The organism is Acinetobacter sp. YH12112 (assembly GCF_013418945.1).
Lineage (GTDB): Bacteria > Pseudomonadota > Gammaproteobacteria > Pseudomonadales > Moraxellaceae > Acinetobacter > Acinetobacter indicus.
Genome location: NZ_VPBA01000010.1, coordinates 37765 through 59549, shown reverse-complemented (window position 1 = coordinate 59549; position 21785 = coordinate 37765). Strand labels below are relative to the sequence as shown.

General features: G+C 46.9%; 21 protein-coding genes. 9 read left to right on the top strand and 12 right to left on the bottom strand.

The window, feature by feature from the left end; translation table 11 throughout:
• Positions 1 to 4 precede the first annotated feature (4 nt).
• Positions 5 to 595 carry a nucleoside triphosphate pyrophosphatase gene (locus FTU50_RS05590; protein ID WP_180069580.1) on the bottom strand — a complete coding sequence of 197 codons (591 nt, stop codon included), beginning with the start codon at positions 593 to 595 and terminating at the stop codon, positions 5 to 7.
• Positions 595 to 978, bottom strand: a complete 384-nt coding sequence (locus FTU50_RS05585; RefSeq protein WP_168390631.1) for a DUF2237 family protein — start codon at positions 976 to 978, stop codon at positions 595 to 597. Before FTU50_RS05585 ends, FTU50_RS05590 begins: the two co-directional genes overlap by 1 nt.
• 143 nt (positions 979 to 1121) lie before the next feature.
• Between FTU50_RS05585 and FTU50_RS05580 the strand changes: the two genes are divergently transcribed.
• The 4 genes from FTU50_RS05580 to FTU50_RS05565 all read left to right on the top strand — a co-directional run bounded on the left by FTU50_RS05580 (position 1122) and on the right by FTU50_RS05565 (position 4858).
• Positions 1122 to 2309, top strand: a complete 1188-nt coding sequence (locus FTU50_RS05580; protein ID WP_005178578.1) for a phosphoglycerate kinase — start codon at positions 1122 to 1124, stop codon at positions 2307 to 2309.
• A gap of 132 nt (positions 2310 to 2441) precedes the next feature.
• The gene (locus tag FTU50_RS05575; RefSeq protein ID WP_005178577.1) at positions 2442 to 2717 is read left to right on the top strand and encodes a hypothetical protein; all 276 of its coding nucleotides are present in this window, start codon (positions 2442 to 2444) and stop codon (positions 2715 to 2717) included.
• Between the two features lie 137 nt (positions 2718 to 2854).
• Positions 2855 to 3892, top strand: a complete 1038-nt coding sequence (gene fba / locus FTU50_RS05570; protein ID WP_005178575.1) for a class II fructose-bisphosphate aldolase — start codon at positions 2855 to 2857, stop codon at positions 3890 to 3892.
• A 111-nt stretch (positions 3893 to 4003) separates the two neighbouring features.
• Positions 4004 to 4858, top strand: coding sequence for a DMT family transporter (locus tag FTU50_RS05565; RefSeq protein ID WP_104494872.1), 855 nt, complete (start codon positions 4004 to 4006; stop codon positions 4856 to 4858).
• On the opposite strand, the gene FTU50_RS05560 is transcribed toward FTU50_RS05565, so the two are convergent.
• The gene (locus FTU50_RS05560) at positions 4821 to 5054 is read right to left on the bottom strand and encodes a hypothetical protein (RefSeq protein WP_005178570.1); all 234 of its coding nucleotides are present in this window, start codon (positions 5052 to 5054) and stop codon (positions 4821 to 4823) included. The two genes, FTU50_RS05565 and FTU50_RS05560, sit on opposite strands and share 38 nt — an antisense overlap.
• A gap of 97 nt (positions 5055 to 5151) precedes the next feature.
• Positions 5152 to 5805 (bottom strand): oxygen-insensitive NAD(P)H nitroreductase, encoded by a 654-nt coding sequence (gene nfsB, locus FTU50_RS05555; RefSeq protein WP_005178567.1) that lies wholly within the window; start codon positions 5803 to 5805, stop codon positions 5152 to 5154.
• Between the two features lie 248 nt (positions 5806 to 6053).
• Here nfsB and hpaI point away from each other — a divergent pair, with 248 nt between their 5' ends.
• Positions 6054 to 6848, top strand: coding sequence for a 4-hydroxy-2-oxoheptanedioate aldolase (hpaI, locus tag FTU50_RS05550; RefSeq protein WP_075166833.1), 795 nt, complete (start codon positions 6054 to 6056; stop codon positions 6846 to 6848).
• Positions 6849 to 6911: 63 nt separating this feature from the next.
• On the opposite strand, the gene FTU50_RS05545 is transcribed toward hpaI, so the two are convergent.
• Both FTU50_RS05545 and FTU50_RS05540 read right to left on the bottom strand, forming a co-directional pair.
• Positions 6912 to 7631 (bottom strand): UDP-2,3-diacylglucosamine diphosphatase, encoded by a 720-nt coding sequence (locus FTU50_RS05545; protein WP_075174557.1) that lies wholly within the window; start codon positions 7629 to 7631, stop codon positions 6912 to 6914.
• A 57-nt stretch (positions 7632 to 7688) separates the two neighbouring features.
• Positions 7689 to 8198 carry a peptidylprolyl isomerase gene (locus tag FTU50_RS05540; protein WP_005178561.1) on the bottom strand — a complete coding sequence of 170 codons (510 nt, stop codon included), beginning with the start codon at positions 8196 to 8198 and terminating at the stop codon, positions 7689 to 7691.
• Between the two features lie 166 nt (positions 8199 to 8364).
• Between FTU50_RS05540 and FTU50_RS05535 the strand changes: the two genes are divergently transcribed.
• Positions 8365 to 10089, top strand: coding sequence for a glutamine--tRNA ligase/YqeY domain fusion protein (locus FTU50_RS05535; protein WP_104484319.1), 1725 nt, complete (start codon positions 8365 to 8367; stop codon positions 10087 to 10089).
• 140 nt (positions 10090 to 10229) lie between these two features.
• Here the strand turns inward: FTU50_RS05535 and FTU50_RS05530 are convergent, their stop codons facing one another.
• Positions 10230 to 10760 (bottom strand): lecithin retinol acyltransferase family protein, encoded by a 531-nt coding sequence (locus FTU50_RS05530; protein WP_016659043.1) that lies wholly within the window; start codon positions 10758 to 10760, stop codon positions 10230 to 10232.
• Positions 10761 to 10844: 84 nt separating this feature from the next.
• Here FTU50_RS05530 and FTU50_RS05525 point away from each other — a divergent pair, with 84 nt between their 5' ends.
• Positions 10845 to 11693, top strand: a complete 849-nt coding sequence (locus FTU50_RS05525) for a phosphodiester glycosidase family protein (RefSeq protein ID WP_168390630.1) — start codon at positions 10845 to 10847, stop codon at positions 11691 to 11693.
• Here the strand turns inward: FTU50_RS05525 and FTU50_RS05520 are convergent.
• The 4 genes from FTU50_RS05520 to putA form a co-directional block, all read right to left on the bottom strand.
• Positions 11680 to 11934: a hypothetical protein gene (locus tag FTU50_RS05520; protein ID WP_228151028.1), complete on the bottom strand. Its 255-nt coding sequence runs from the start codon at positions 11932 to 11934 to the stop codon at positions 11680 to 11682. The genes FTU50_RS05525 and FTU50_RS05520 overlap by 14 nt on opposite strands.
• A 167-nt stretch (positions 11935 to 12101) precedes the next feature.
• Positions 12102 to 12326: a hypothetical protein gene (locus FTU50_RS05515; RefSeq protein ID WP_005178553.1), complete on the bottom strand. Its 225-nt coding sequence runs from the start codon at positions 12324 to 12326 to the stop codon at positions 12102 to 12104.
• Between the two features lie 243 nt (positions 12327 to 12569).
• Complete coding sequence (gene trmA / locus FTU50_RS05510) at positions 12570 to 13652, bottom strand: tRNA (uridine(54)-C5)-methyltransferase TrmA (RefSeq protein WP_180069577.1); 1083 nt, start codon at positions 13650 to 13652, stop codon at positions 12570 to 12572.
• Between the two features lie 252 nt (positions 13653 to 13904).
• A complete protein-coding gene (gene putA / locus FTU50_RS05505; RefSeq protein WP_180069575.1) occupies positions 13905 to 17657 on the bottom strand; it encodes a trifunctional transcriptional regulator/proline dehydrogenase/L-glutamate gamma-semialdehyde dehydrogenase in 3753 nt (1250 codons plus the stop codon).
• 129 nt (positions 17658 to 17786) lie between these two features.
• On the opposite strand from putA, the gene FTU50_RS05500 reads away from it, so the two are divergent.
• On the top strand, positions 17787 to 18269 hold the full coding sequence (locus tag FTU50_RS05500) for an Lrp/AsnC ligand binding domain-containing protein (protein ID WP_005178547.1): 483 nt from the start codon (positions 17787 to 17789) through the stop codon (positions 18267 to 18269).
• A gap of 93 nt (positions 18270 to 18362) precedes the next feature.
• Here FTU50_RS05500 and putP read toward each other — a convergent pair whose 3' ends face one another.
• Positions 18363 to 19871, bottom strand: a complete 1509-nt coding sequence (gene putP / locus FTU50_RS05495; protein ID WP_104490403.1) for a sodium/proline symporter PutP — start codon at positions 19869 to 19871, stop codon at positions 18363 to 18365.
• Between the two features lie 422 nt (positions 19872 to 20293).
• On the opposite strand from putP, the gene aspA reads away from it, so the two are divergent.
• Positions 20294 to 21742: an aspartate ammonia-lyase gene (gene aspA, locus FTU50_RS05490; protein WP_075166826.1), complete on the top strand. Its 1449-nt coding sequence runs from the start codon at positions 20294 to 20296 to the stop codon at positions 21740 to 21742.
• Positions 21743 to 21785: the final 43 nt, after the last annotated feature.

Sequence of the window (21785 nt, the reverse complement as noted above, 5' to 3'; positions counted from 1 at the left end):
GTGTTTAGGGAATCTGCAGATTAAGCTGGCGGAGAATCTGGCACAGCTGAATCATTGGCATACCCATCAAGGTGGTCTGGTCCTGGCCAATCATCTGTTCAAACAGGCTAATCCCCAGACTTTCGCATTTAAAACTGCCGGCACAATGCAGCGGCTGTTCCAGTGCCACATAGCGCTCGATTTCATCCAGACTCAGTTTACGGAATTTGACTTTGTAGTGTTCGACAAGGGTCTGTTCAAAACCGCTGGATTTTTGCTGTACGCTCAGCGCAGTACTAAAGTAGACAATTTTGTCCGAGTTGGCCTGCAGCTGGCGAATGGCTTTTTCCGAGCTTAACGGTTTACCAATAAAAATATCGGGCGCACCTTCACGCCACGCCACCTGATCGGAGCCAATCACAATGGCTTCAGGATATTGCTCGGCAATACTCTGGGCTTTTTCAAAAGCCAGCCGTTTGGCCAGATCATCGGCATGGTTTTCACCTTGCGGTGATTCATCAATGTCGGGTGTCATACACTGATAGTCGAGCTTTAAACGGTCCATCAGCTCTTTACGGGGCTGGCTGCTGGACGCCAGAATAATCGGACGCTTCATTAGACAGCATATTCCATCAAAATATCTAAGGGAACGTAAGACAGTACCGCCTGATGGCAGGCCTGAATTTTTACGGGTGGTGCTTTACCGGCCTGATAGGCTTCAACCCAGCGGGTCACACAAATACACCATAAATCACCCGGTTTTAAGCCCGGAAATTCGACTTCAGGCAACGGTGTGATCAGGTCATTGCCAATTTTCTGGGAAAAGTTCAGAAATTCCGAGGTCATTTGTGCACAAACAGTGTGCTGGCCCAGATCCGTGGGCGCCGTATGGCAAAAGCCATTACGAAAATAGCCGGTAATCGGGTCAAAACAGCAGCTGGCCAAAGGCTCGCCTAAAACATTTAAACGGTTCAGGGTTGGATCTGGATGTATAGACATAGGCATAAGAATTATCAGGTCTGTTTTTTTCCTATCATAACAAAACTTTGGCAATCGTTAGCTTTTCTGCAAAAGAAGCTAACCTTTTTCTGCATAATCATTTAGAATCTTGGCGATTTTAATATCTAAAAAGTGAGCTATACATGAATTTTCAGCGTATGACTGACCTCGACCTGGCACAAAAGCGTGTTCTGATCCGCGAAGACTTAAACGTGCCGGTGAAAAATGGTGTGATTACCAGCGATGCGCGTTTACGTGCTGCCTTACCGACAATTAAAGCGGCTTTGGAAAAAGGCGCAGCCGTAATGGTGTATTCTCACCTGGGTCGTCCTGTTGAAGGTGAACCTAAAGCTGAACAATCACTTGCGCCTGTCGCAGCTTACCTGACCGAAGCACTGGGCCAGGAAGTCAAATTATTGACTGACTACCTGGATGGTGTAGAGGTAGAAGCAGGTCAAGTGGTGTTACTTGAAAACTGCCGCTTTAACGTGGGTGAAAAGAAAAATAATCCTGAGCTGGCAGCAAAATATGCAGCGCTGTGTGATGTATTCGTAATGGATGCCTTTGGTACTGCGCACCGTGCAGAAGCGTCAACTGAAGGTGTTGCGCGTCTTGCTAAAGTGGCTGCAGCAGGTCCTTTACTGGCTGCTGAACTGGATGCCTTGGGCCGTGCACTGCAAACCCCAGAAAAACCAATGGTGGCGATTGTTGCCGGCTCTAAAGTATCCACCAAGCTGGATGTATTGACATCACTGTCTGACATTTGCGACCAGTTGATTGTGGGTGGTGGTATTGCCAATACTTTCCTGGCCGCTGCGGGTTACAACGTGGGTAAATCACTGTGTGAAAATGATTTGATCGACACAGCCAAAGCCATTGCTGCCAAAGTATCTGTACCACTTCCAACGGATGTGGTAGTTGCTGATGCATCTGAAATCAACTTTGATGACTTCTTGGGTTCACTGGCAGCTGCCAAAGCAACCGTGAAAAAAGTAGAAGATGTGGCTGACAACGACATGATTCTGGATGTTGGTCCAGAAACGGCAAAAGCATTTGCTGAGATCTTGAAAACTTCTAAAACGATTCTCTGGAATGGCCCAGTTGGCGTATTCGAAGTGGATCAGTTCGGTGAAGGGACTAAAGCCCTGTCTTTAGCGATTGCTGAATCAGAAGGCTTCTCAATTGCAGGTGGTGGTGACACCTTGGCTGCCATCGACAAATATGAAGTTGCAGACAAAATTGGTTATATCTCTACAGGTGGCGGTGCTTTCCTTGAGTTTGTAGAAGGCAAGACCTTACCAGCAGTTGCCGTATTGCTAGAACGTGCTTAATTCGCACACGCTTGCAAGATGACAAAAGGTTGACCTCGGTCAGCCTTTTTTATGCACTTCATTTTTTAGTCATAAAACTGTCATGTTTCTGAAATATTATGATCAAAAATCACCGGGTTGTAGGATATTCTGATGAACCAAAAATTAACTCTTGCCGCGTTACTTGCTGCATCTTTAGCTTTCACTGCATGTGCTAAAAAAGACGACAATGCAACAGCGACCACTGCAGATGCATCAGCAGCTGTAGCGTCAGAGCAAATTTCTGCAGAACAGCAAGCGGCGATTGATGCAATTGATCAGCCAGTACTGGATGAAAACAATACCGATGTGCCTGAAGAAGTGGCCAATGCACCAGCAGATGCCGCAACCCCAGACAGCGCAGCAGCACCAGCATCTGAAGCGCAATAATTCTAAAAGTCCCACAAATTGTAGTAATTTGTATAAAAGTCCCTGCATTGGCAGGGATTTTTTTTAAATACGACGTTTTGTTGCTGAATTGAAACAAATCCCCATGTAGAATATGCAGCATTACCTGGGAGGATATTATGGCTCTTATTTCAATGCGCCAGCTATTGGATCACGCCGGTGAACACGGATACGGCGTACCAGCGTTTAACGTAAACAACTTAGAACAAATGCGCGCAATCATGTTGGCCGCAGATGCGACGAATTCACCTGTAATCGTACAGGCATCTGCAGGTGCCCGTAAGTACGCAGGCGCACCATTCTTACGTCATCTTATTTTGGCTGCAATTGAAGAATGGCCACACATTCCGGTGGTGATGCACCAAGATCACGGTACCAGTCCTGACGTCTGTCAACGTTCTATCCAGCTGGGCTTCTCATCAGTCATGATGGATGGTTCACTGGGTGAAGATGGTAAAACTCCAACCTCATATGAATACAACGTAGATGTGACCCGTCGTGTGGTACAAATGGCACACGCATGTGGCGTTTCTGTTGAAGGTGAAATCGGTTGTCTGGGCAGCCTTGAAACAGGTATGGCCGGCGAAGAAGATGGTGTCGGTGCAGAAGGTGTACTGGATCACTCTCAATTGCTGACTTCAGTTGAAGAAGCACGTTCTTTCGTAGCAGACACCAATGTAGACGCACTGGCAATTGCAGTGGGTACTTCACACGGTGCGTACAAATTCACCCGTCCACCTACAGGCGATATTCTGGCGATTGACCGTATTAAAGAAATTCATGCGGCACTGCCAAATACGCATCTGGTGATGCACGGTTCAAGTTCTGTGCCACAAGAATGGCTGGCAGTGATCAACCAGTACGGCGGTGACATCAAGGAAACTTATGGTGTACCTGTTGAGCAGCTGGTTGAAGCGATCAAGCACGGTGTGCGTAAAATTAACATCGACACCGACTTGCGTCTGGCCTCTACCGGTGCAATGCGTCGCTTCATGGCTGAAAAACCAAGCGAGTTTGACCCACGTAAATTCTTCGCTAAAACGGTCGATGCAATGAAAGATATTTGTGTTGCACGTTATGAAGCGTTTGGTACTGCGGGCAATGCTGACAAAATCCGTCCAATTTCTTTAGAGAAAATGGTAGATCGTTATAAATAATTCTTGGTGAAGTATTTATAAAAAAAGCCCACATTGCGTGGGCTTTTCTGTATCTGAACCGCTATAGTGCAGCAGAGCAGATCACATAATGCATATAAATAAGAGTAGATCATGGAACTGATTTTAGCAGCGGCCATTTGTAGTGTGGTGGTGTCGATTCTCTTGAAAGTCGCAAAGAATCGCGGCTATTCACCTTTGCAGATGATCAGCTGGAATTATGCCTCGGCCAGTGTGCTGTGTTTTTGGTGGTTTCAGCCTAATGTACAACAGCTGTCCCTCACCGACACGCCGTGGCTGCTGATTCTGGCTTTAGGGGTATTATTGCCAAGCGTATTCCTGTTTTTAGCCAAAGCATTACAAACTGCCGGAATTTTAAAAACCGAAATTGCCCAGCGGCTATCGGTGGTGCTGTCTTTAACTGCGGCCTATTTTATTTTCCAGGAACAGTTTAATAGCCTGAAAATTGTCGGGATTGCGTTGGGGATTGCAGCGGTACTGTGTATTTTATATTCGCATCGTGGCGGTGCATCGTCCGCTCAAGCGGGTATGCTGTATTTGGCTTTGGTCTGGGTCGGTTATGCGCTGATTGATGTGTTGCTGAAATACACCACCGGTTTAGGCCTGCAGTTTGCGCTGGTATTGAACCTAATGTTCATCTGCGCTTTTATTTTATCGTTGGGGTATATTCTGATTCAGCACAAAAGCTGGGGCAGTGGCAAAAATATAGTGGCAGGCTTAATTTTGGGGATGCTGAATTTTGCCAATATCGCGTTTTATGTCAAAGCACATATGGCTTTAAAAGATTCACCGGCGGTTGTGTTCGCTGGCATGAATATTCTGGTGGTAATTTTAGGGGTAATCAGCGGTTTGCTGTTCTTTAAAGAAAAATTAAAACCCAGCACCGCCATTGGGCTGGGGCTGGGCATCATCAGTGTGATGTGTTTAGCTTATGCGATGACGGCTTGAATTTGATGAAGCTGGCAGCAAAAATCAGCGGATGTTTGATCAGGTCCTGAAGTTCGGCAATGCCCAGTAACAGACCGGCTTTCTGGCAGCTCGGACAATGAGGATAATGGCGTTTTTCCTGCTGATATTGATGCAAATACAGTTTATTGCATTGACGACATTCAAACTTCATTGGGAGCTGGGCAAGGATAGACATCTTTCTTCTCCGGTCTATTATTATTGTGTTGTGAAAGGGAAAGCAAAAATCAAGCCGAAATCAGGGACTTTCGTCCCTGTATTATGTAATGTAGTTCTTACAATTTGGTGAAAATTTCATCTTTATTCAGGCGTGACTTGGGAAGTTTAGCATTAAAGTCCTGCTCACTGCGATAGCCCAAGGTCAGCAGCACCGATGGAATTAAACCCTTGTCCTGTAATTCTAGTTCTTCTGTCAGAATCTGTTCATTAAAGCCGCCAATCGGGGTGGCATCTACACCTTCAATACCGGCAGCCAGCAACATCTGACCCAAGGCAATAAAGGTCTGGTTTTCGGCCCAGCGCTGAATATCACCTTTTTCATTGCGGTAATAATCCACATATCCGCTACGGCTGTCTTTCTGGCCCTGCTTGGCGCTGGCATCTTTAAAACGGCCGCTGACATCATCTTGCTGCAACAAATTGTCCAGATGTTCATCGCTAATATCGGCTTTGGTACAGAACAAAATGGTGTGAGAAGAATCTAAGACTTTAGGCGCATTGTAGGCATATTTCCCGACCAGGGCTTTGGCAATGCGCTGCTTGGCTGCATCATGCTCGGCAATAAAGAAATGCCAAGGCTGGATATTAATAGAAGAGGGGGTAAAACGGAGAATTTCGAGAAAGCGTTCAAACTGCTCTTGAGGAATTTTTTTTGCAGGATCATAGGCTTTGGTGGTATAGCGGCTGCGTACGACGTCGAGCAAATCCATAAAGATACTCCAGCAATAAGGATAAATTGAGAAAGGCTGAACCTTCAGCATCATACGCCATTTTGACGGCTTTGATGGCATATTCGCTGCAATTTTATTGTCAAAATTAACCTTAAAATGTGCTCATCGTATTTTCAGTTATTGCCCGATTAAGTGTTAAATCAAATCACAACAGCGGTTTTGAATATTGGCAATTTTTAAAAATCGGCATTTAATGGAGACAGGTGTGGACTATAGCGAGCCTGTCGATGGACTATCGTAATCACTTTAAACATAAATTAAAAACCCAGCAGCAGATTGGTTTATGGGTCGGTCTGGCCGATGCCTATGGCACTGAAATTGCGGCCAATGCCGGTTATGACTGGTTGCTGATTGATGGGGAACATGCGCCCAGTGATTTAAGAACCACACTGGCCCAGCTGCAAAGTATTGCGGCCTATCCGTCACAGGCGGTGGTCCGTCCGCCAATTGGCAGTGTGCAGCTTATTAAACAGTTGCTGGATATTGGCGCACAAACCTTATTGATTCCGATGGTGGAAACCGTGGAGCAGGCCGAACTGATGGTTAAAGCAGTGCGTTATCCACCGGAAGGGATTCGCGGTGTAGGTGCGGCTTTGGCACGTGCCACACGCTGGAACAGTATTCCGGATTATTATGCCACTGCACATGAAAATATCTGTTTGCTGATTCAGATTGAGTCAGTTACAGGGCTGGAAAATCTGGATAACATCTTAAAAGTCGAGGGCATTGATGGGGTATTTATTGGCGCAGTAGATTTATCTGCCACTATGGGTTATGAAGGCAATCCGAACCATCCTGACGTGCAAAACGCAGTGGTTGATGCAATTCAACGAATTCGCGCATCGGGTAAAGCGGCCGGGATTTTATCGACTCAACATGACGTGACGCAAAAATATATTGAACTGGGTACCGAATTTGTCGCTGTCGGTGTCGATACCAGCGTATTAATGAATTCCTTGCGTGAGCTGCTGGCCAAATATAAAACCGGAGCGAGCTGGGTAAAACCTGAAGGGGGGTATTAAGCGGTCATTATTAACCTGACAGATGATGCAGGAGGTGGGGATTTATAGTCATCCACCTGCTGCTTAATAGGTCCAGCGTTTCAGTTGCAGGTGAGTGGTAGGCTGTTCAGGATCAATTTCCAGAATCAGTGCCTCATGCGCACGCCAGTCCCCCAGCACAATCCGCTTTTTGCCATTCAGCTCATGGATGGCTGGTCGATGGGTATGACCATGAATCAGTACATCCACCTCGGCCAAAGCCTGCGTTACCGCAGCCGGATTCACATCCATCACTTCATATGATTTGACTTCTTTAGAAGCGCGGCTTTGTTTGCGAAAACCGTTGGCCAGTTTGCTGCGAAAGGACAGCGGAGTTTTTCTTAACAGACACAGTACGAGCGGATGACGGATAACTTTTTTAAAGCGCTGATAGGACACATCATCGGTGCACAAGGCATCGCCATGTTCCAGACGATAGCGGGTCTGGCCAATAATGAGGGTGTCAATTTCAGGTAATAATTGCCCGTTAAACTGCTGTAAAAAAACCTCATGCAGTGCGAAATCGCGGTTGCCGACCTGAAAATACAGCTGATTGCCTGCGGCATTAAACTGTTTTAAAGCGCTGACAATTTCATCCAGCCAAGGGGCGGTGTAGTCATCGCCAATCCAGGCATTGAACCAGTCGCCTAAAATATACAGCTGGGTGTTTTGATCCTGATAAGCACGTAATAAATCTAAAAACCCCCGAACGAGTCGAGGGTGATCAGGTGACAAATGTAAATCTGAAATAAACAGATAGGTCACAATCTTTTCCTTGGAATCTCCCAACGCTCTTAAATAAAGGGAGGTAGGGAGGGATTCTTATTCAGAAATGATCTTGGCAGATTCAATCACCACATTTTCTAGTGGAACATCAGCGTGGTAACCACGGTTGCCTGTACGTACGCCTTTGATTTCAGCAACTACGTCCATACCTTCAACAACTTTACCAAATACGGCATAACCCCAACCTTGTGCAGTTTTGCCCGTGTGGTTCAGGAAGGAGTTGTTTTTCACGTTAATGAAGAATTGAGCAGATGCAGAGTGCGGAGCCTGGGTACGCGCCATTGCGATGGTACCTTCGTCATTGCTCAGACCATTGTCTGCTTCGTTTTCGATTGAATCACGGGTTGCTTTTTCTTTGAAGTTTTCATCAAAGCCGCCGCCTTGAATCATGAAACCATCGATGACACGGTGGAAAATTACGCCATCATAGAAACCGTCACGAACGTATTGAAGGAAGTTCTCAGCAGTTTTAGGTGCTTTTTCAGTGTTAAGCTCAAGAACAATACGACCTTTGTTGGTGTTTAATTCGACTTGAGGAAAACTCATTGTGTTATCTCCTAATCATGGACAAAAAAGCCATGGGTTTTTTGGTTGAGAGAAGCATAAGCAAACTGTAAACTACAAGGCAAGTAAAAACGTTATTTTCTTTGTTAAAAAGTGGGAATAGCGTTTTAATTATCCTAAATTTTTATCTAGAAGTGATTTATTAACTATGAAGCCGAATGATGCTGTTTCATCTCTGCCTAACACCCCGACACCAAGTAACCATGCCTCTGTCGATGCTGCGCAGCAAGAACAACAGCCGGGCTTAGATTTTGTGCGTCAGGTCATTACTGATGATCTGGCAGCAGGCCGTACTGAAAAAGTGATCACACGTTTCCCACCAGAACCGAACGGTTACTTACATATTGGTCACGTGAAAGCAATTTGCCTGAATTTCGGGATTGCCGAAGAATTTAACGGTTTATGTAACTTACGTTTTGACGATACCAACCCGGATGCCGAAGAACAAGAATATGTAGATGGTATTGCCAACGACGTGAAATGGTTAGGCTTTAACTGGAATGGCGAGCCACGCTATGCGTCGAGCTATTTTGACCAGTTGTATAGCTGGGCGGTGCAGTTAATTGAACAGGGTGATGCCTATGTCGATTTGCAAACCCCTGAAGAAATCAAGCTGAATCGTGGTTCATTTGTCGAGCCGGGCAAAAACTCGCCGTACCGTGACGCGTCTGTAGAAGACAACCTGGCGCGTTTTGAACAGATGCGTAATGGTGCACTGGGCGAAGGCCAGGCGGTATTGCGTGCCAAAATTGATATGGCATCGCCAAACGTACATATGCGTGACCCAATTTTGTACCGCGTGCTGCATTCTGAGCATCACCAAACCGGTGACAAATGGAAAATGTACCCGATGTACGACTATGCGCATCCATTATCCGATGCGATTGAAGGCATTACTCATTCACTGTGTACGCTTGAATTCCAGGATCACCGTCCGTTCTATGACTGGGTGGTGGAAAAGGTAAAATCAGCGGCAGTACCACGTCAGTATGAATCCAGCCGTTTAAACGTCGATTACACCATTACTTCAAAGCGTAAGCTGCGCCGTCTGGTAGAAGGTGGTTTTGTTAAGGGTTGGGATGACCCGCGTATGCCAACCGTAGTGGGTATGCGTCGTCGTGGCTTTACTCCGGAAGGCTTGCGTGATTTCTGTAAGCGCGTTGGTGTGTCGAAGTCTGACGGTATCGTCGATGTGGCAATGCTGGAATACTGCATCCGTCAGTCGCTGGAAAATACCGCAGCGCGTGGTATGGCCGTGCTGAATCCATTAAAAGTGACGTTAACCAATCTGCCAGCAGAAATGGATCTGACTCATTCGCGCCATCCAAACGTAGATATGGGTGAGCGTGTCATTCCGCTCACCTCTGAAATCTATATTGACCGTAAAGATTTCGAAGAAGAGCCACCAAAAGGCTTTAAACGTCTGATTCCGGGCGGTGAAGTGCGTTTACGTCATGCCTATGTGATCAAGTGCGACGAAATCATTAAAGATGACAACGGTGAAGTTGTTGAGCTGAAATGTTCAATCGACCCTGAAACTTTAGGTAAAAACCCGGAAGGCCGTAAAGTGAAAGGCGTGATTCACTGGGTATCTGCCACCAAAGGTGTGAAAGCCGAAGTACGCATTTACGACCGTCTGTTCACCGAATCTGACCCAGAAGTCGGCGATGACTTCCTGGCGAATCTGAATCCGGACTCATTGAAAGTGGTACAAGCGGTTATTGAGCCGGCTTTAGCGCAAGCGCAAGCAGAAGATCGTTTCCAGTTTGAACGTGAAGGTTATTTCGTGGCAGATCAGTATGATCATACTAGCGAAACACCAGTGTTTAACCGTATTCTGGACTTAAAAGACAGCTTCAAACCGGGCAAATAAAAGCGCATTTTGCTAGATGATTGAAAAAGCCTGCTGGACTCAGCGGGCTTTTTTATGCGGTGTTGAAAATGGAAAGTAAACGTTGAAAGGAAGTAGCACGTTAAATTAAAAAAAATTTGATTTACAGATGATCCGGTGTGTTATTTCTTTTCATCGTGTTTATAAAACAGATGGGTCGGCATCTGCATTTTGGCTTTGTCGCGCAATTTCTTTTTAATATACAGCACCAGGGCAAAACAGGTGGTGGTCAGGGTCAGCATCATGCTGTTCATATAGCTCATTAAGGAGCTGACATAACCAATGGTGGTTAAGCGGTTCATCATCCGGAAGACTTGCGGACTGCTTTCCACGCCGGTAATGGCCCAGGTGCATAAATGTTCGCAGTTGTTGATAATCAGGTGATAATTATTTTCATGCATCCGTGAACGCATCCGGCGCACCACTTTACGGCCTTTATATTTGGGTTGATCATAATGCTGCACATGCACCGGTTTGCCATGACTGAACTTGTCCAGGCTGGTGATTTCGATGGGATGTTTTTTAAATAAATGCGCAAAACCGGAATAATGAATAACACGACCACGTCCGGCATAAATCCCGTGGTGGGTGTAGCCGAAATGTTTGACAATCAGATGCGCCCCTAAAGGGAACCGTGTGTTCTGCTTGAGCATTGTGACATTAGTAAAGTGACAGGTGTATTTTAAAGCTCTAGTGTACTGCTTCTTGGCACAAGAATCGACAGGGTTGCGACAAGAATGGCTGAATTATACAACGATGAACAGGGAACAGTTGTAATGAAAAAGTTAGGACAGTACTTTGCGCGAGTCACCGCCAAACCACTGTTAAAACTGCTGATTCTGCTGTGTGCTTGCAGTGCAAACTGGGCGCAGGCACAGCCGCAAATCCACAGCTGGCAGCTGAAACATAGGCTGGGTGATTTTGATGTCACGGAAATCCGATCGACGGCGCAGCTGAAGCTGGTATTAAAGAATACGGCGCAGCAGCCCTATCGTTATTTCACTGCGCTCCAGGATGATCTGCAACCGTGCCAGCAGCTAGAGTTTGCCATGAATGCCGGGATGTTCCATGCCGATTATGCACCCGTCGGGCTGTATATTGAAGAGGGCAAGAGGGTAAGCAAGTTAAATACCCAGACCCAAGGCTGGGGCAATTTTCTGATTCAGCCGAATGGCGTACTGGCCTGGGATAAGCAACCACTGTTGATGACCACCCAGCAGTATCAGCAGGCCAATGTGCAACCGAAATATGCCACCCAATCTGGCCCGATGCTGGTGATTGATGGAAAAATTAACCCGAACTTTATTCCGGATTCCGATTCCAGAAAAATCCGCAATGGTGTTGGGCTGAAAGACGCCACTCTGTATTTTATGATTAGCCAGCAGCCAATTAATTTTTATGACTTTGCCCGGCTGTTTCAGCAGCAGCTTAAGACACCGAATGCGCTGTACTTGGATGGTTCAGTGTCTTCTGTGTATATTGTGGCCTTAAAACGCCATCGCCAGTACCGCGCAGTTGGCCCGATGCTGGCGTATATTGATGATTCAGCCTGCGCGACTGAGCCAGAAAAATCTACTGGCCAATAATGCCCAGGGTCTGGGTTTGCTGGCTGCAGAGGCGTTTGGCATCTTCAGTCGACATTTCTTTGATTCCGGCCTCAAACTGTTTTTTCTGGAATTGACGCTGTTCTTCCGAAAGCCCCATTTTTGTGCTCAAGCTGTCCATTTTGTTCCAGGCTTCTTCACATTCTGCCGGCATACGGTCGCAGCCTGTGAGGGCCAGGCAGAGCAGTGGAAGGGTAAGAGCGCCGATCATTTTGTTGTTCATCATGGTGTCCTTATTGTTATGTATTGAATTAAAAATACGATCAAGACTGATCTAAGCCCTTGAGCATACATGAAAAAAATGTCAAAACTAAGAAATCTGATTAAAATCAGACCAATAAAAAAAGGCACCTAGAAATTCTAAATGCCTTTTTCTGTGGTCAGACTCTGCTATTGCAGGGGTAAATGTTGAAGTTCATTCAACTCTTTACGGCTATAGCCGCGCGAAGCGAGAACCTTTTTAATACCGATAATCACATCTTCATCTGTCGCTTTTGCTAAAGCTTCAAGAAGCTGTTCATTTGTCTTACAAGAGCAATCATTTTCAACACAAGCAATCTGATTCTTATGCTCGTTTTGCTGTTCCTGAGCGAACAGCTTTTGCCAAAAACTCATAGAGCCTTCATTTGCAACCTAACATAGCTCGAAATATAGCCAATTTAAAAATTAATGCAAGTCGACTAAAGTGATAAAAGCAGCAAACAGACTCTAGAAATTTCGATAGCTTGTAACAGTTTAAACGTAATTATGATGGCTATAAGCCTTGATTATAACTAAGTTGCTTGTTTTTATAAGAAAAAAGGAAGATTAAAAAATCTTCCTTTTCGGGCTGAATAATATAATTTGAAACAAATTGTTTTAGATCTTTTCCAGTAAGACACCGGATTCCACATGATGGGTATAAGGGAATTGATCAAACAGGGCAAATTGGGTGATCATGTGGGTGTTGGCCAAAGTCTGCAAATTGTCATGCAGCGTATCCGGATTACAGGAGATATAAATGATCCGCTCAAAACGCTGCAACAGTTTTAAGGTTTCGGCATCAATACCGGCACGTGGTGGGTCCACAAACACGGTATCAAACTGATAGCTGGACATCTCAATGCCGGCTTCCTGCAAACGGCGGAATTCACGCTCGCCGTTGTAGGCCTGGGTAAATTCTTCGGCAGATAAACGCGCCACCTGAATATTGTCAATCTGGTTCTGCTCAATATTCCACTGCGCCGCATAAACTGAAGATTTGGCCAGTTCTGTGGCTAAGACGCGATTAAAACGGGTCGACAGCGGCAGGGTAAAGTTACCATTGCCACAGTACAGCTCTAACAGGTCCTGATTGGAGCGTCCGGCAGCTGTACAGGCCCATTCCAGCATGTGCTGGCAAACGCGCGCATTCGGCTGGGTAAAGCTGCTTTCAATCTGTTTGTATTGATATTGGCGCTCAAAGACTTGCAGTTCTTCCACCACAAACTCATCGCTCAGCACCAGTTTCTGGCCACGGCTCCGGCCAATAATCTTAATCTGTAGTTGCTCGGCCAGCTGTTTGGCCAGCGCTTCCCACTCTGCAGTTAATGGACAGCGATAAATCAGTGAAACCAGCATTTCACCTTTTAAGGTTGCCAGAAAATGCACTTCAAACAGGCGATTGGATAACAGTGGTTCTGCTTTTAAGGCGTTCAGCAGTACCGGCATTAACTGGTTGATGCTGGCATCGGCAATTGGAAATTCATCAATTCGAATGACTTTTTTATTCTGCTGCTCATCGCGTTCAAACATGGCATAAAACAGGTCATCTTCGGTATGCCAAATCCGGAATTCTGCACGCATACGGAAATGCTGTTCAGGCGAGGCAAACACCTCCAGCGCTGGAGGATTAAATGCGGCAAACTGTGCAGAAAGACGTGCAACTTTGGCATCAAGTTGTTGCTGATAAGATGAAGTCATATGCAGTAAAAATCACAAACCCATTGAAACAGGGGATGGTAACAAAGTTTCAGGCAGATGCCTAAAGATATTCTGTGCAAACCTTAAATTGCGGTAGCGTGAGGGAAGAAATCGAGCTTCGGCTCAACAGATCGGCAGATTAAAGCCGGGAAATAGATCACTTGCGAGAGCAAAGATAAAAAAAGCCAAACCAACAGAGACCAGGGAGAGTTGGTTTGGCAAAGAGGAATAACACCATGAAAAGGAGCGGCTTTAATCCAGCGTCATCAGGCTGGCGTTCCCTCCAGCTGCAGCAGTATTAATGCTGATGGCCCGTTCAATCACCAGACGTTCCAGCGGAATTTTCGGATCATTCGGTTTGAGATGGCTGATGCCGACAATCGCTCCGGCACGCTGCGCTACCGTTTGCTGTAACTCCAGCAATTGCGCCGAGCTGCCATGATGCAGCACTGCATCATAATCGCCATGCAGCAAGTCTGGGATCACGCGAATCCGCTGGGCAATCTCTGGCGGCATTTTCGGCAGATATTTCAGCATGAAGCGGTTTTCTGCCAGAACCACCGGCTGACTGCCGACTGCAAAAATCGCCAGTAACTGATGAATCTGATCCAGCTCCTGTTCAGCCAGGGATAGCACGGCATGGCGGGGCAAAATCGTATACTGGTTACTTTCACCGGTTGGGCCAGTCAGGTTAAAACTCTGACCCGTGGCAATTTTTTCCGGTAGCTGAATCAGCTGCTGCGGGAACTCGGCCTGTACCCAGTCCACCAGTTGGCTATACAGGGCAGGCATTGCTGCTGGATGCAGAGCCTGCGCCGCAAATGGTTGAGCCAGTTTTTTCTGCGAGCAGTATTGCATTAAGCGGTAGAGATACAGCGGTCCACCGGCCTTAGGTCCGGTCCCCGACAGGCCTTCGCCGCCAAAAGGTTGCACCCCGACCACCGCACCAACAATATTACGGTTGATATACAGGTTGCCGACTTCGGCCTGGGCAATTACGCTATGAATGGTTTCATCAATACGGGTATGCAAGCCCATGGTCAGGCCATAACCTTTGGCATTGATTTGCGCCAGCAGTTGATCAAGCTGTCCGTAACGGTAGCGAATCACATGCAGTACCGGGCCAAATACTTCACGCTCCAGATCATCCAGATGCGGCAGTTCAATCAGCGTTGGTGGTACAAAAGTGCCGTGTTGCAAGCTTGCATCGCTTTGCTTATTCCACATCAACTGATGCACCGGATAGCCCTTAATGCGCATTTTTTCAATATGACGCTCAATATTGTTCTGTGCTTCCAGGTCAATCACCGGGCCAATATCGGTTTTCAGCAAATAAGGATTACCGACGCGCAACTGCTGCATGGCACCTTTGAGCATAGTCAGTACCGTGTCGGCATTATCTTCCTGCACACATAGAATTCGCAGGGCAGAGCAGCGCTGACCGGCACTGTCGTAAGCAGAGCTGACCGCATCCAGAATCACCTGTTCAGTCAGGGCTGAAGAATCAACAATCATGGCGTTTTGCCCGCCAGTTTCCGCAATGAGCGGAATGGCACCACCAGTCTGGCTTAAACGTTTGGCCACGGTCTGATTCAGGATTTTGGCGACTTCAGTCGAGCCGGTAAACATAATGCCCTGAATCCGTTCATCCTGACTCAGCTGCGCACCGACTGTTTCACCACGTCCCGGCAGCAGTTGCAGTACATTTTGCGGAATGCCGGCATCCCATAAAATCTGCACCGCTTGCGCTGCAATCAGCGGGGTCTGCTCGGCCGGTTTGGCCAGAACGGTATTGCCAGCCACCAGTGCCGCGGCAATCTGGCCGCTAAAAATCGCCAGCGGGAAATTCCACGGGCTGATACATAGCACCGGCCCTAGCGGAATAATCTGGGTATTGATGTCCAGATCACGCATCTGTGCGGCATAGTAGCGCAGGAAATCAATTGCTTCACGCACTTCGGCAATAGCATTGGCATAGGTCTTGCCACTTTCGCGGCAGAGGAGCAGCATGAGCGGTTGCAGGCGTGCCTGCATTAAATCGGCAGCACGTTCCAGACATTGTGCGCGTTCATGTTTGGAAATATTGGCCCAGACGGCTTGTGCCTGTACCGCATTTTCCAGCGCCTGATTGACCTGTGCTGCAGTGGCTTCCTGCACATGACCAACAATATCCTGATGCTGAGCCGGGTTTAAAATTGCGTGTACATCGGCACTGTCTTCGGCGGTTAAGCCTTCACCCATCGGCTGGGCAGTCCATTGATGTTGATGCAGATGCTGCGCGGTTGTATTTAATGCCGCCAAGTCCTGATCATTGGCTAAGTCCAGTCCAGCAGAGTTGTCGCGCTGCACGCCGTACAGTTCATGTGGTAAGGGAATCGCCGGATGTTTCTGGCCGACTTTCTGTTCCTGTTGAGCTGTGGCTAAAATGGTCTGATGCGGATTTTCGATCAGATCTTCAATGTTCAGGGTCTTATCGGCAATACGGTTGACGAAAGAGGTATTGGCACCATTTTCCAGCAAACGACGTACCAGATAGGCCAGCAGGGTTTCATGGTTACCGACCGGCGCATAAATACGGCACGGCACACCGAGCTTCTGCTGCTGTTTCGAGCCGACCACATTTTCATACAACGGCTCGCCCATACCATGCAGGCATTGGAACTCGTATTGGCCAGCATAATAGCGCGCTGGATCGGCCAGATGATAAATCGTGGCCAGCGTTTGAGCATTGTGAGTCGCAAACTGCGGATAAATCTGTTCCGGTGCCGCCAGTAATTTTTTCGCGCAGGCAATATAGGACAGATCGGTATGCACTTTACGGGTAAACACTGGATAATCTGACATGCCATCAATTTGCGCTTTCTTGATTTCGCTGTCCCAATAGGCGCCTTTCACCAGACGGATCATCAGGCGTTTCTGGCTGCGTTTGGCCAGATCAACCACATAATCTACCACATAGAAGCAGCGTTTCTGGTAGGCCTGAATCACAAAGCCAATGCCTTTCCAGTTATCCAGTGCCGGTTCAAAACACAGACGCTCCAGCAACTCTAGCGACATTTCCAGTCGTTCAGATTCTTCGGCATCAATATTCAGGCCAATATTGTAGTCCTTGGCCAGCACCGCCAGTTGCAGCACCTTGTCATACAGTTCGGTATGTACGCGGTCAATTTGAGCACGCTGATAACGTGGATGCAGGGCAGAGAGCTTGATCGAAATCCCCGGACCGGTATAAACATCTTTATCTTTAGAGGCCTGGCCAATGGCATGGATGGCATTTTGATAGTCATCAAAATAACGCTCTGCATCGTGTTCGGTCAGGGCCGCTTCACCGAGCATGTCATAAGAATAACGGAAACCTTTTTCTTCTAAGGGTTCGGCATGTTGCAGGGCTTCGCTAATGGTTTCACCAGTCACGAACTGCTCACCCATCATCCGCATCGCCACATCTACCGCTTTACGGATAATGCCACGGCCACTGCGCGCCAGCAGGCCAGTCAGAATACCGCTTAAACTGTTCTGTTTCGGGGTTTCCATCAGCTTGCCGGTTAGCATTAAGCCCCAGGCGGCAGCATTTACAAACATCAGGTTACTTTGGCCTAAATGCTCTTTCCAGTTGCCCTGGTTGATCTTGTCACGGATCAGCAGATCACGGGTTGCGGTATCGGGAATACGTAATAGCGCTTCGGCCAGACACATCAGGGCGATGCCTTCTTGTGAAGAGAGGGAGAACTCTTGCAACAGGCCTTGCACCAGACCGGCTTTACCGCTGGAATTTTTACGTTCACGCAGGGAGTGGGCCAGCTGAAAAGCCAGCTCATAAATTTGGCTGTTCAGTGCATCAGGAATTTCACTGTGCTCGAGTAAGTGGCTGACACATTCACTTTCAGGGCGACGCCATGCCGTATTAATGGCAATTTCTGCCTCATTTTTTTCTTTGAATTCAGTGATGTAATCCAAATGCGGTTTTGCGTCGTCGAAATGGGTTTCGCTATCCATCATGTTCATGCCAACATCCTGTGACGATATATTTTAGTTGAACGGTGTACCTTATATAATTTATGATCACAGAAAATATGCCGAATAACTCACTATAATTTTTGTTATTTTTAGAGATAAATACGGATTATGAATGGAATGATGAGCCTGGATCGCACTGACATTAAAATTCTGGATATTCTGCAAAAAGATGGCCGGATTTCAAATATTAAACTGGCAGAAGCCGTCAATTTATCGCCAACTGCTGCGCTGGCGCGGGTACAGAAACTGAGTAAAGATGGTTTTATTCTGGGCTATGAAGCCAAGCTGAATCCGGAGTTGCTGAATAGCAGTTTTGTGGTATTTGTGGAAATTCTGCTGGATAAAACCACGCCGAATGTACTGGAGGAATTTTCAGATGCGATTTTGCAGCATCCGGAAATTGTGGAATGTCACATGATTAGTGGTGGTTTCGATTTTGTAGTCAAAATCCGCTGCGCCAATATGGAAGAATTCCGTAAGATTTCCGGGCAAATTTTATGGCAGTTGCCGGGGGTGAAAGAAACCCGCAGTTATCCGGTGATGGAAGTGATTAAGGAAAGCTCGCAATTGAAACTGAAATATCAGCACAAGGCCAAATAAACCGTCATCTTTGTCTGTATTTTCCGTTAAAACCCAAAAGGAGCCGAAGCTCCTTTTTTTATGGATGATCAATCAATTCGGTAGATTGCTGTGCTAGCTGTTCATTTCCTGCATGGCTTTTTTGTACTCGGCATCTGACTGTTCAAAGCGCTCAATCACCTCTGTACTTGGTGCCCGGTCGAGCAGACTGACTATTACAATACTCAGGCTGGCCAGAATAAAGCCGGGAATAATTTCATAGAGTCCGGTATCGGCCATGACATTTTTCCAGACAATCACGGTCATCGCACCGACTAGCATCCCGGCAATCGCGCCTTTCAGGGTCATGCGTTTCCAGAACAGCGACAGAATAATGAGAGGACCAAAAGCCGCCCCAAAACCGGCCCAGGCATAGGCCACTAGACCTAGGACTTTACTCGATGGATTGCTGGCCAGCCAGATTGCCAGCATTGCAATCAACAACACCATAAAACGGCCGACCCAGACCAGCTCTTTTTGTGAGGCATTTTTGCGTAAAAAAGCCTTGTATAAATCTTCAGTTAAGGTACTGGAGCAGACCAGTAACTGGCAGCTGAGTGTACTCATGACCGCGGCTAGAATGGCGGCCAGAATAATCCCGGCAATCCACGGATTAAACAGGATTTTGGTCAGCTCCATAAACACGGTTTCCGGGTTCTGATTCACCACAGCGGCCAGTTCTGGAAATTGCTGGAAATAGGCAATGGCAATGAAACCGGCACCGACTGCACCGCCCAGACAGAGAATCATCCAGCTCATACCAATTTTACGCGCCGCCGGAATGGTTTTAACCGAATCGGCTGCCATAAAGCGGACCAGAATATGCGGTTGTCCAAAATAGCCTAAGCCCCATGCCAAGGAAGATAAAATAGCAATAAAACTTAAACCGGACAGCATTTGTGTGGCATGTGGGCGTGCAGTTTCCAGTAACAGACCAATCTGCTGGCTATGATCACCCAGTGCCAGATAGGTCATGATGGGAGTAATCAGCAGGGCAAAAATCATCAGTCCGGCCTGGAAGGTATCGGTCCAGCTAATTGCCAGGAAGCCGCCAATACAGACATAGCTGATGGTGGCTATCGCGCCAATCCACAGCGCCGTGGTATAGGACCAGCCAAACAGGCTTTCAAATAAACGCGCACCGGCCACCATGCCGGATGCACAGTAAATCGCGAAAAATACCAGAATCACCAGTGCTGAACTGACGCGCAGGATTTTCTTGCGGTCGCCAAAACGGCTGGTGAAATAATCTGGCAGGGTCAGGGCATTGTTTTGTACTTCGGTATGGACCCGCAAACGCCCGGCGACCAGAAGCCAGTTTAACCATGCACCAATAATCAGGCCGATGGCGATCCAGGCTTCAGATAATCCGGCCAGATAGATTGCACCGGGTAAACCCATCAGCAGCCAGCCGCTCATATCCGATGCGCCGGCAGAAAGCGCAGTCACCACGCTGCCCAGACTGCGGCCCCCAAGAATATAATCCGAGAAATCTGTGGTGGCCTTGTAGGCATACAGCCCGATACCGATCATGGCCACGATATAAAATATAAAGGTAATTAATGTGGGATTCAGTTGACTCATATGCCCATCCTTTGTCTGTAAGCGTTCATCCATCCGAGATGATTTTTTGCGCATTTTTTCAAGGAGCTGATTCAAGCATGGAATTAAAATTACGTTCTGTAACATTTCGACGGGATTTATAGCGGTCTTATGTTGCAGTTTGTAGCTTTAGATACAATTGCAAAAGGCTGCAATGAGCGGAAAATTATTAAGTCAAAATTTTGAATAAAGCGGTGAATATTTTTATTTTTGCAAATATGGAGAGAATCTGTTAAATCTGGCTTAAAAATGGAGTAAATTTACATTATGTTACATCCAGTACATTCAGAAAGAATGTGTAATTAAATATTTCAAAAAGCGTATCAATCTTGTGTAGTTTCAGGCTGGCACAGGTTTAAGATTTTCTTATGCACAATATTGGTGCGAAATAGTGAGTAAACAGTGTGATTACGGTTCAGACAGAGAAAACAAGAATAGAGCATGATTTGCTAGGTGCTAAAGAAGTGCCGGCAGACAGTTATTATGGTATTCATACCTTGCGTGCCTTGGAGAACTTCCAGATCTCCAATCAGCAGGTCGGTGAAAACCTGCATTTCATTCGTGCTTTGGCGCAAGTGAAAAAAGCATCTGCACAAACCAATTTACAGTTTGAAAAAATCTCCCCGCAGGTGGCTGAGGCGATTCAGTATGCCTGTGACCAGCTGATTGAACAGCCTGCTGCATGGCGTGCGCATTTCCCTTTAGATGTTTATCAGGGCGGTGCCGGAACGTCGATTAACATGAACAGCAATGAGGTGATTGCCAATATCGCCTTAGAGTATCTGGGTCTGGAAAAAGGCAGTTATTTTTCCATTCATCCGAATGATCATGTTAATAAGTCGCAATCCACCAATGATGTCTATCCGACAGCCTTGCGTTTAGCCACGTATTACAGTCTGGATGACCTGTTCGTACAGATGCGTAACCTGATTGACAGTTTCTACAAGAAAGTAGCTGAATTTCAGTATGTGCTGAAAATGGGCCGGACCCAGCTGCAAGATGCCGTGCCGATGACCTTGGGGCAGGAGTTCCGTGCCTTTGCCACCTTGTTAAAAGAAGATTTAAAACTGATTGACCGGACCCGTCAGTTGTTATTGGAAATTAACCTCGGCGCTACCGCGATTGGTACGGGTGTAAATACTCCCAAAGGCTATGCCCAGGAAGCGGTGCAGGCTTTAAAAGAGATTAGCGGCCTGCCGTTAATTGGCGCAGAAGATTATGTTGAAGCCACCAGCGACTGTGGGGTTTTCATCATTTTATCCAGCACACTGAAACGTCTGGCAGTGAAATTATCGAAAATCTGTAATGACCTGCGTTTATTAAGTTCTGGCCCGCGTACCGGTCTGGGGGAAATCCGGTTACCGGAGTTGCAGGCCGGTTCTTCGATTATGCCGGCCAAGGTCAATCCGGTCATTCCGGAAGTGGTGAACCAGATTGCCTTTAAAGTGATTGGCAATGACCTGACCGTGACCATGGCGGCCGAAGCCGGGCAGTTGCAGTTAAACGTGATGGAACCGGTGATTGCCGTGTCGATTCATGAATCCATCCAGTTATTGACTCAAGCCATGAAAAGTCTGGATGAGAAATGTATTCAGGGCATTCAGGCCAATGAACAGGCTTGCCATGATGCGGTGATGCGTAGCGTCGGTATTGTCACTTTGCTTGATCCGATTCTAGGTCATGCCAAATGTGATGAAATCGGGAAACTGTGTATTGCTGAAAACAAAACCATTCAGCAGGTGGTACTGGAGCAGGAATTACTGACTCAGGATCAGCTTGATGAAATTTTCGCTCTGCATAATCTGGTCAGTGAGGTAACACCACCGGAAGCGGTTTTTGCCCAAGTCAGTTAAGACACTGACTGCTTCAGTAAAACAATAAAGGCTTAAGGTCATG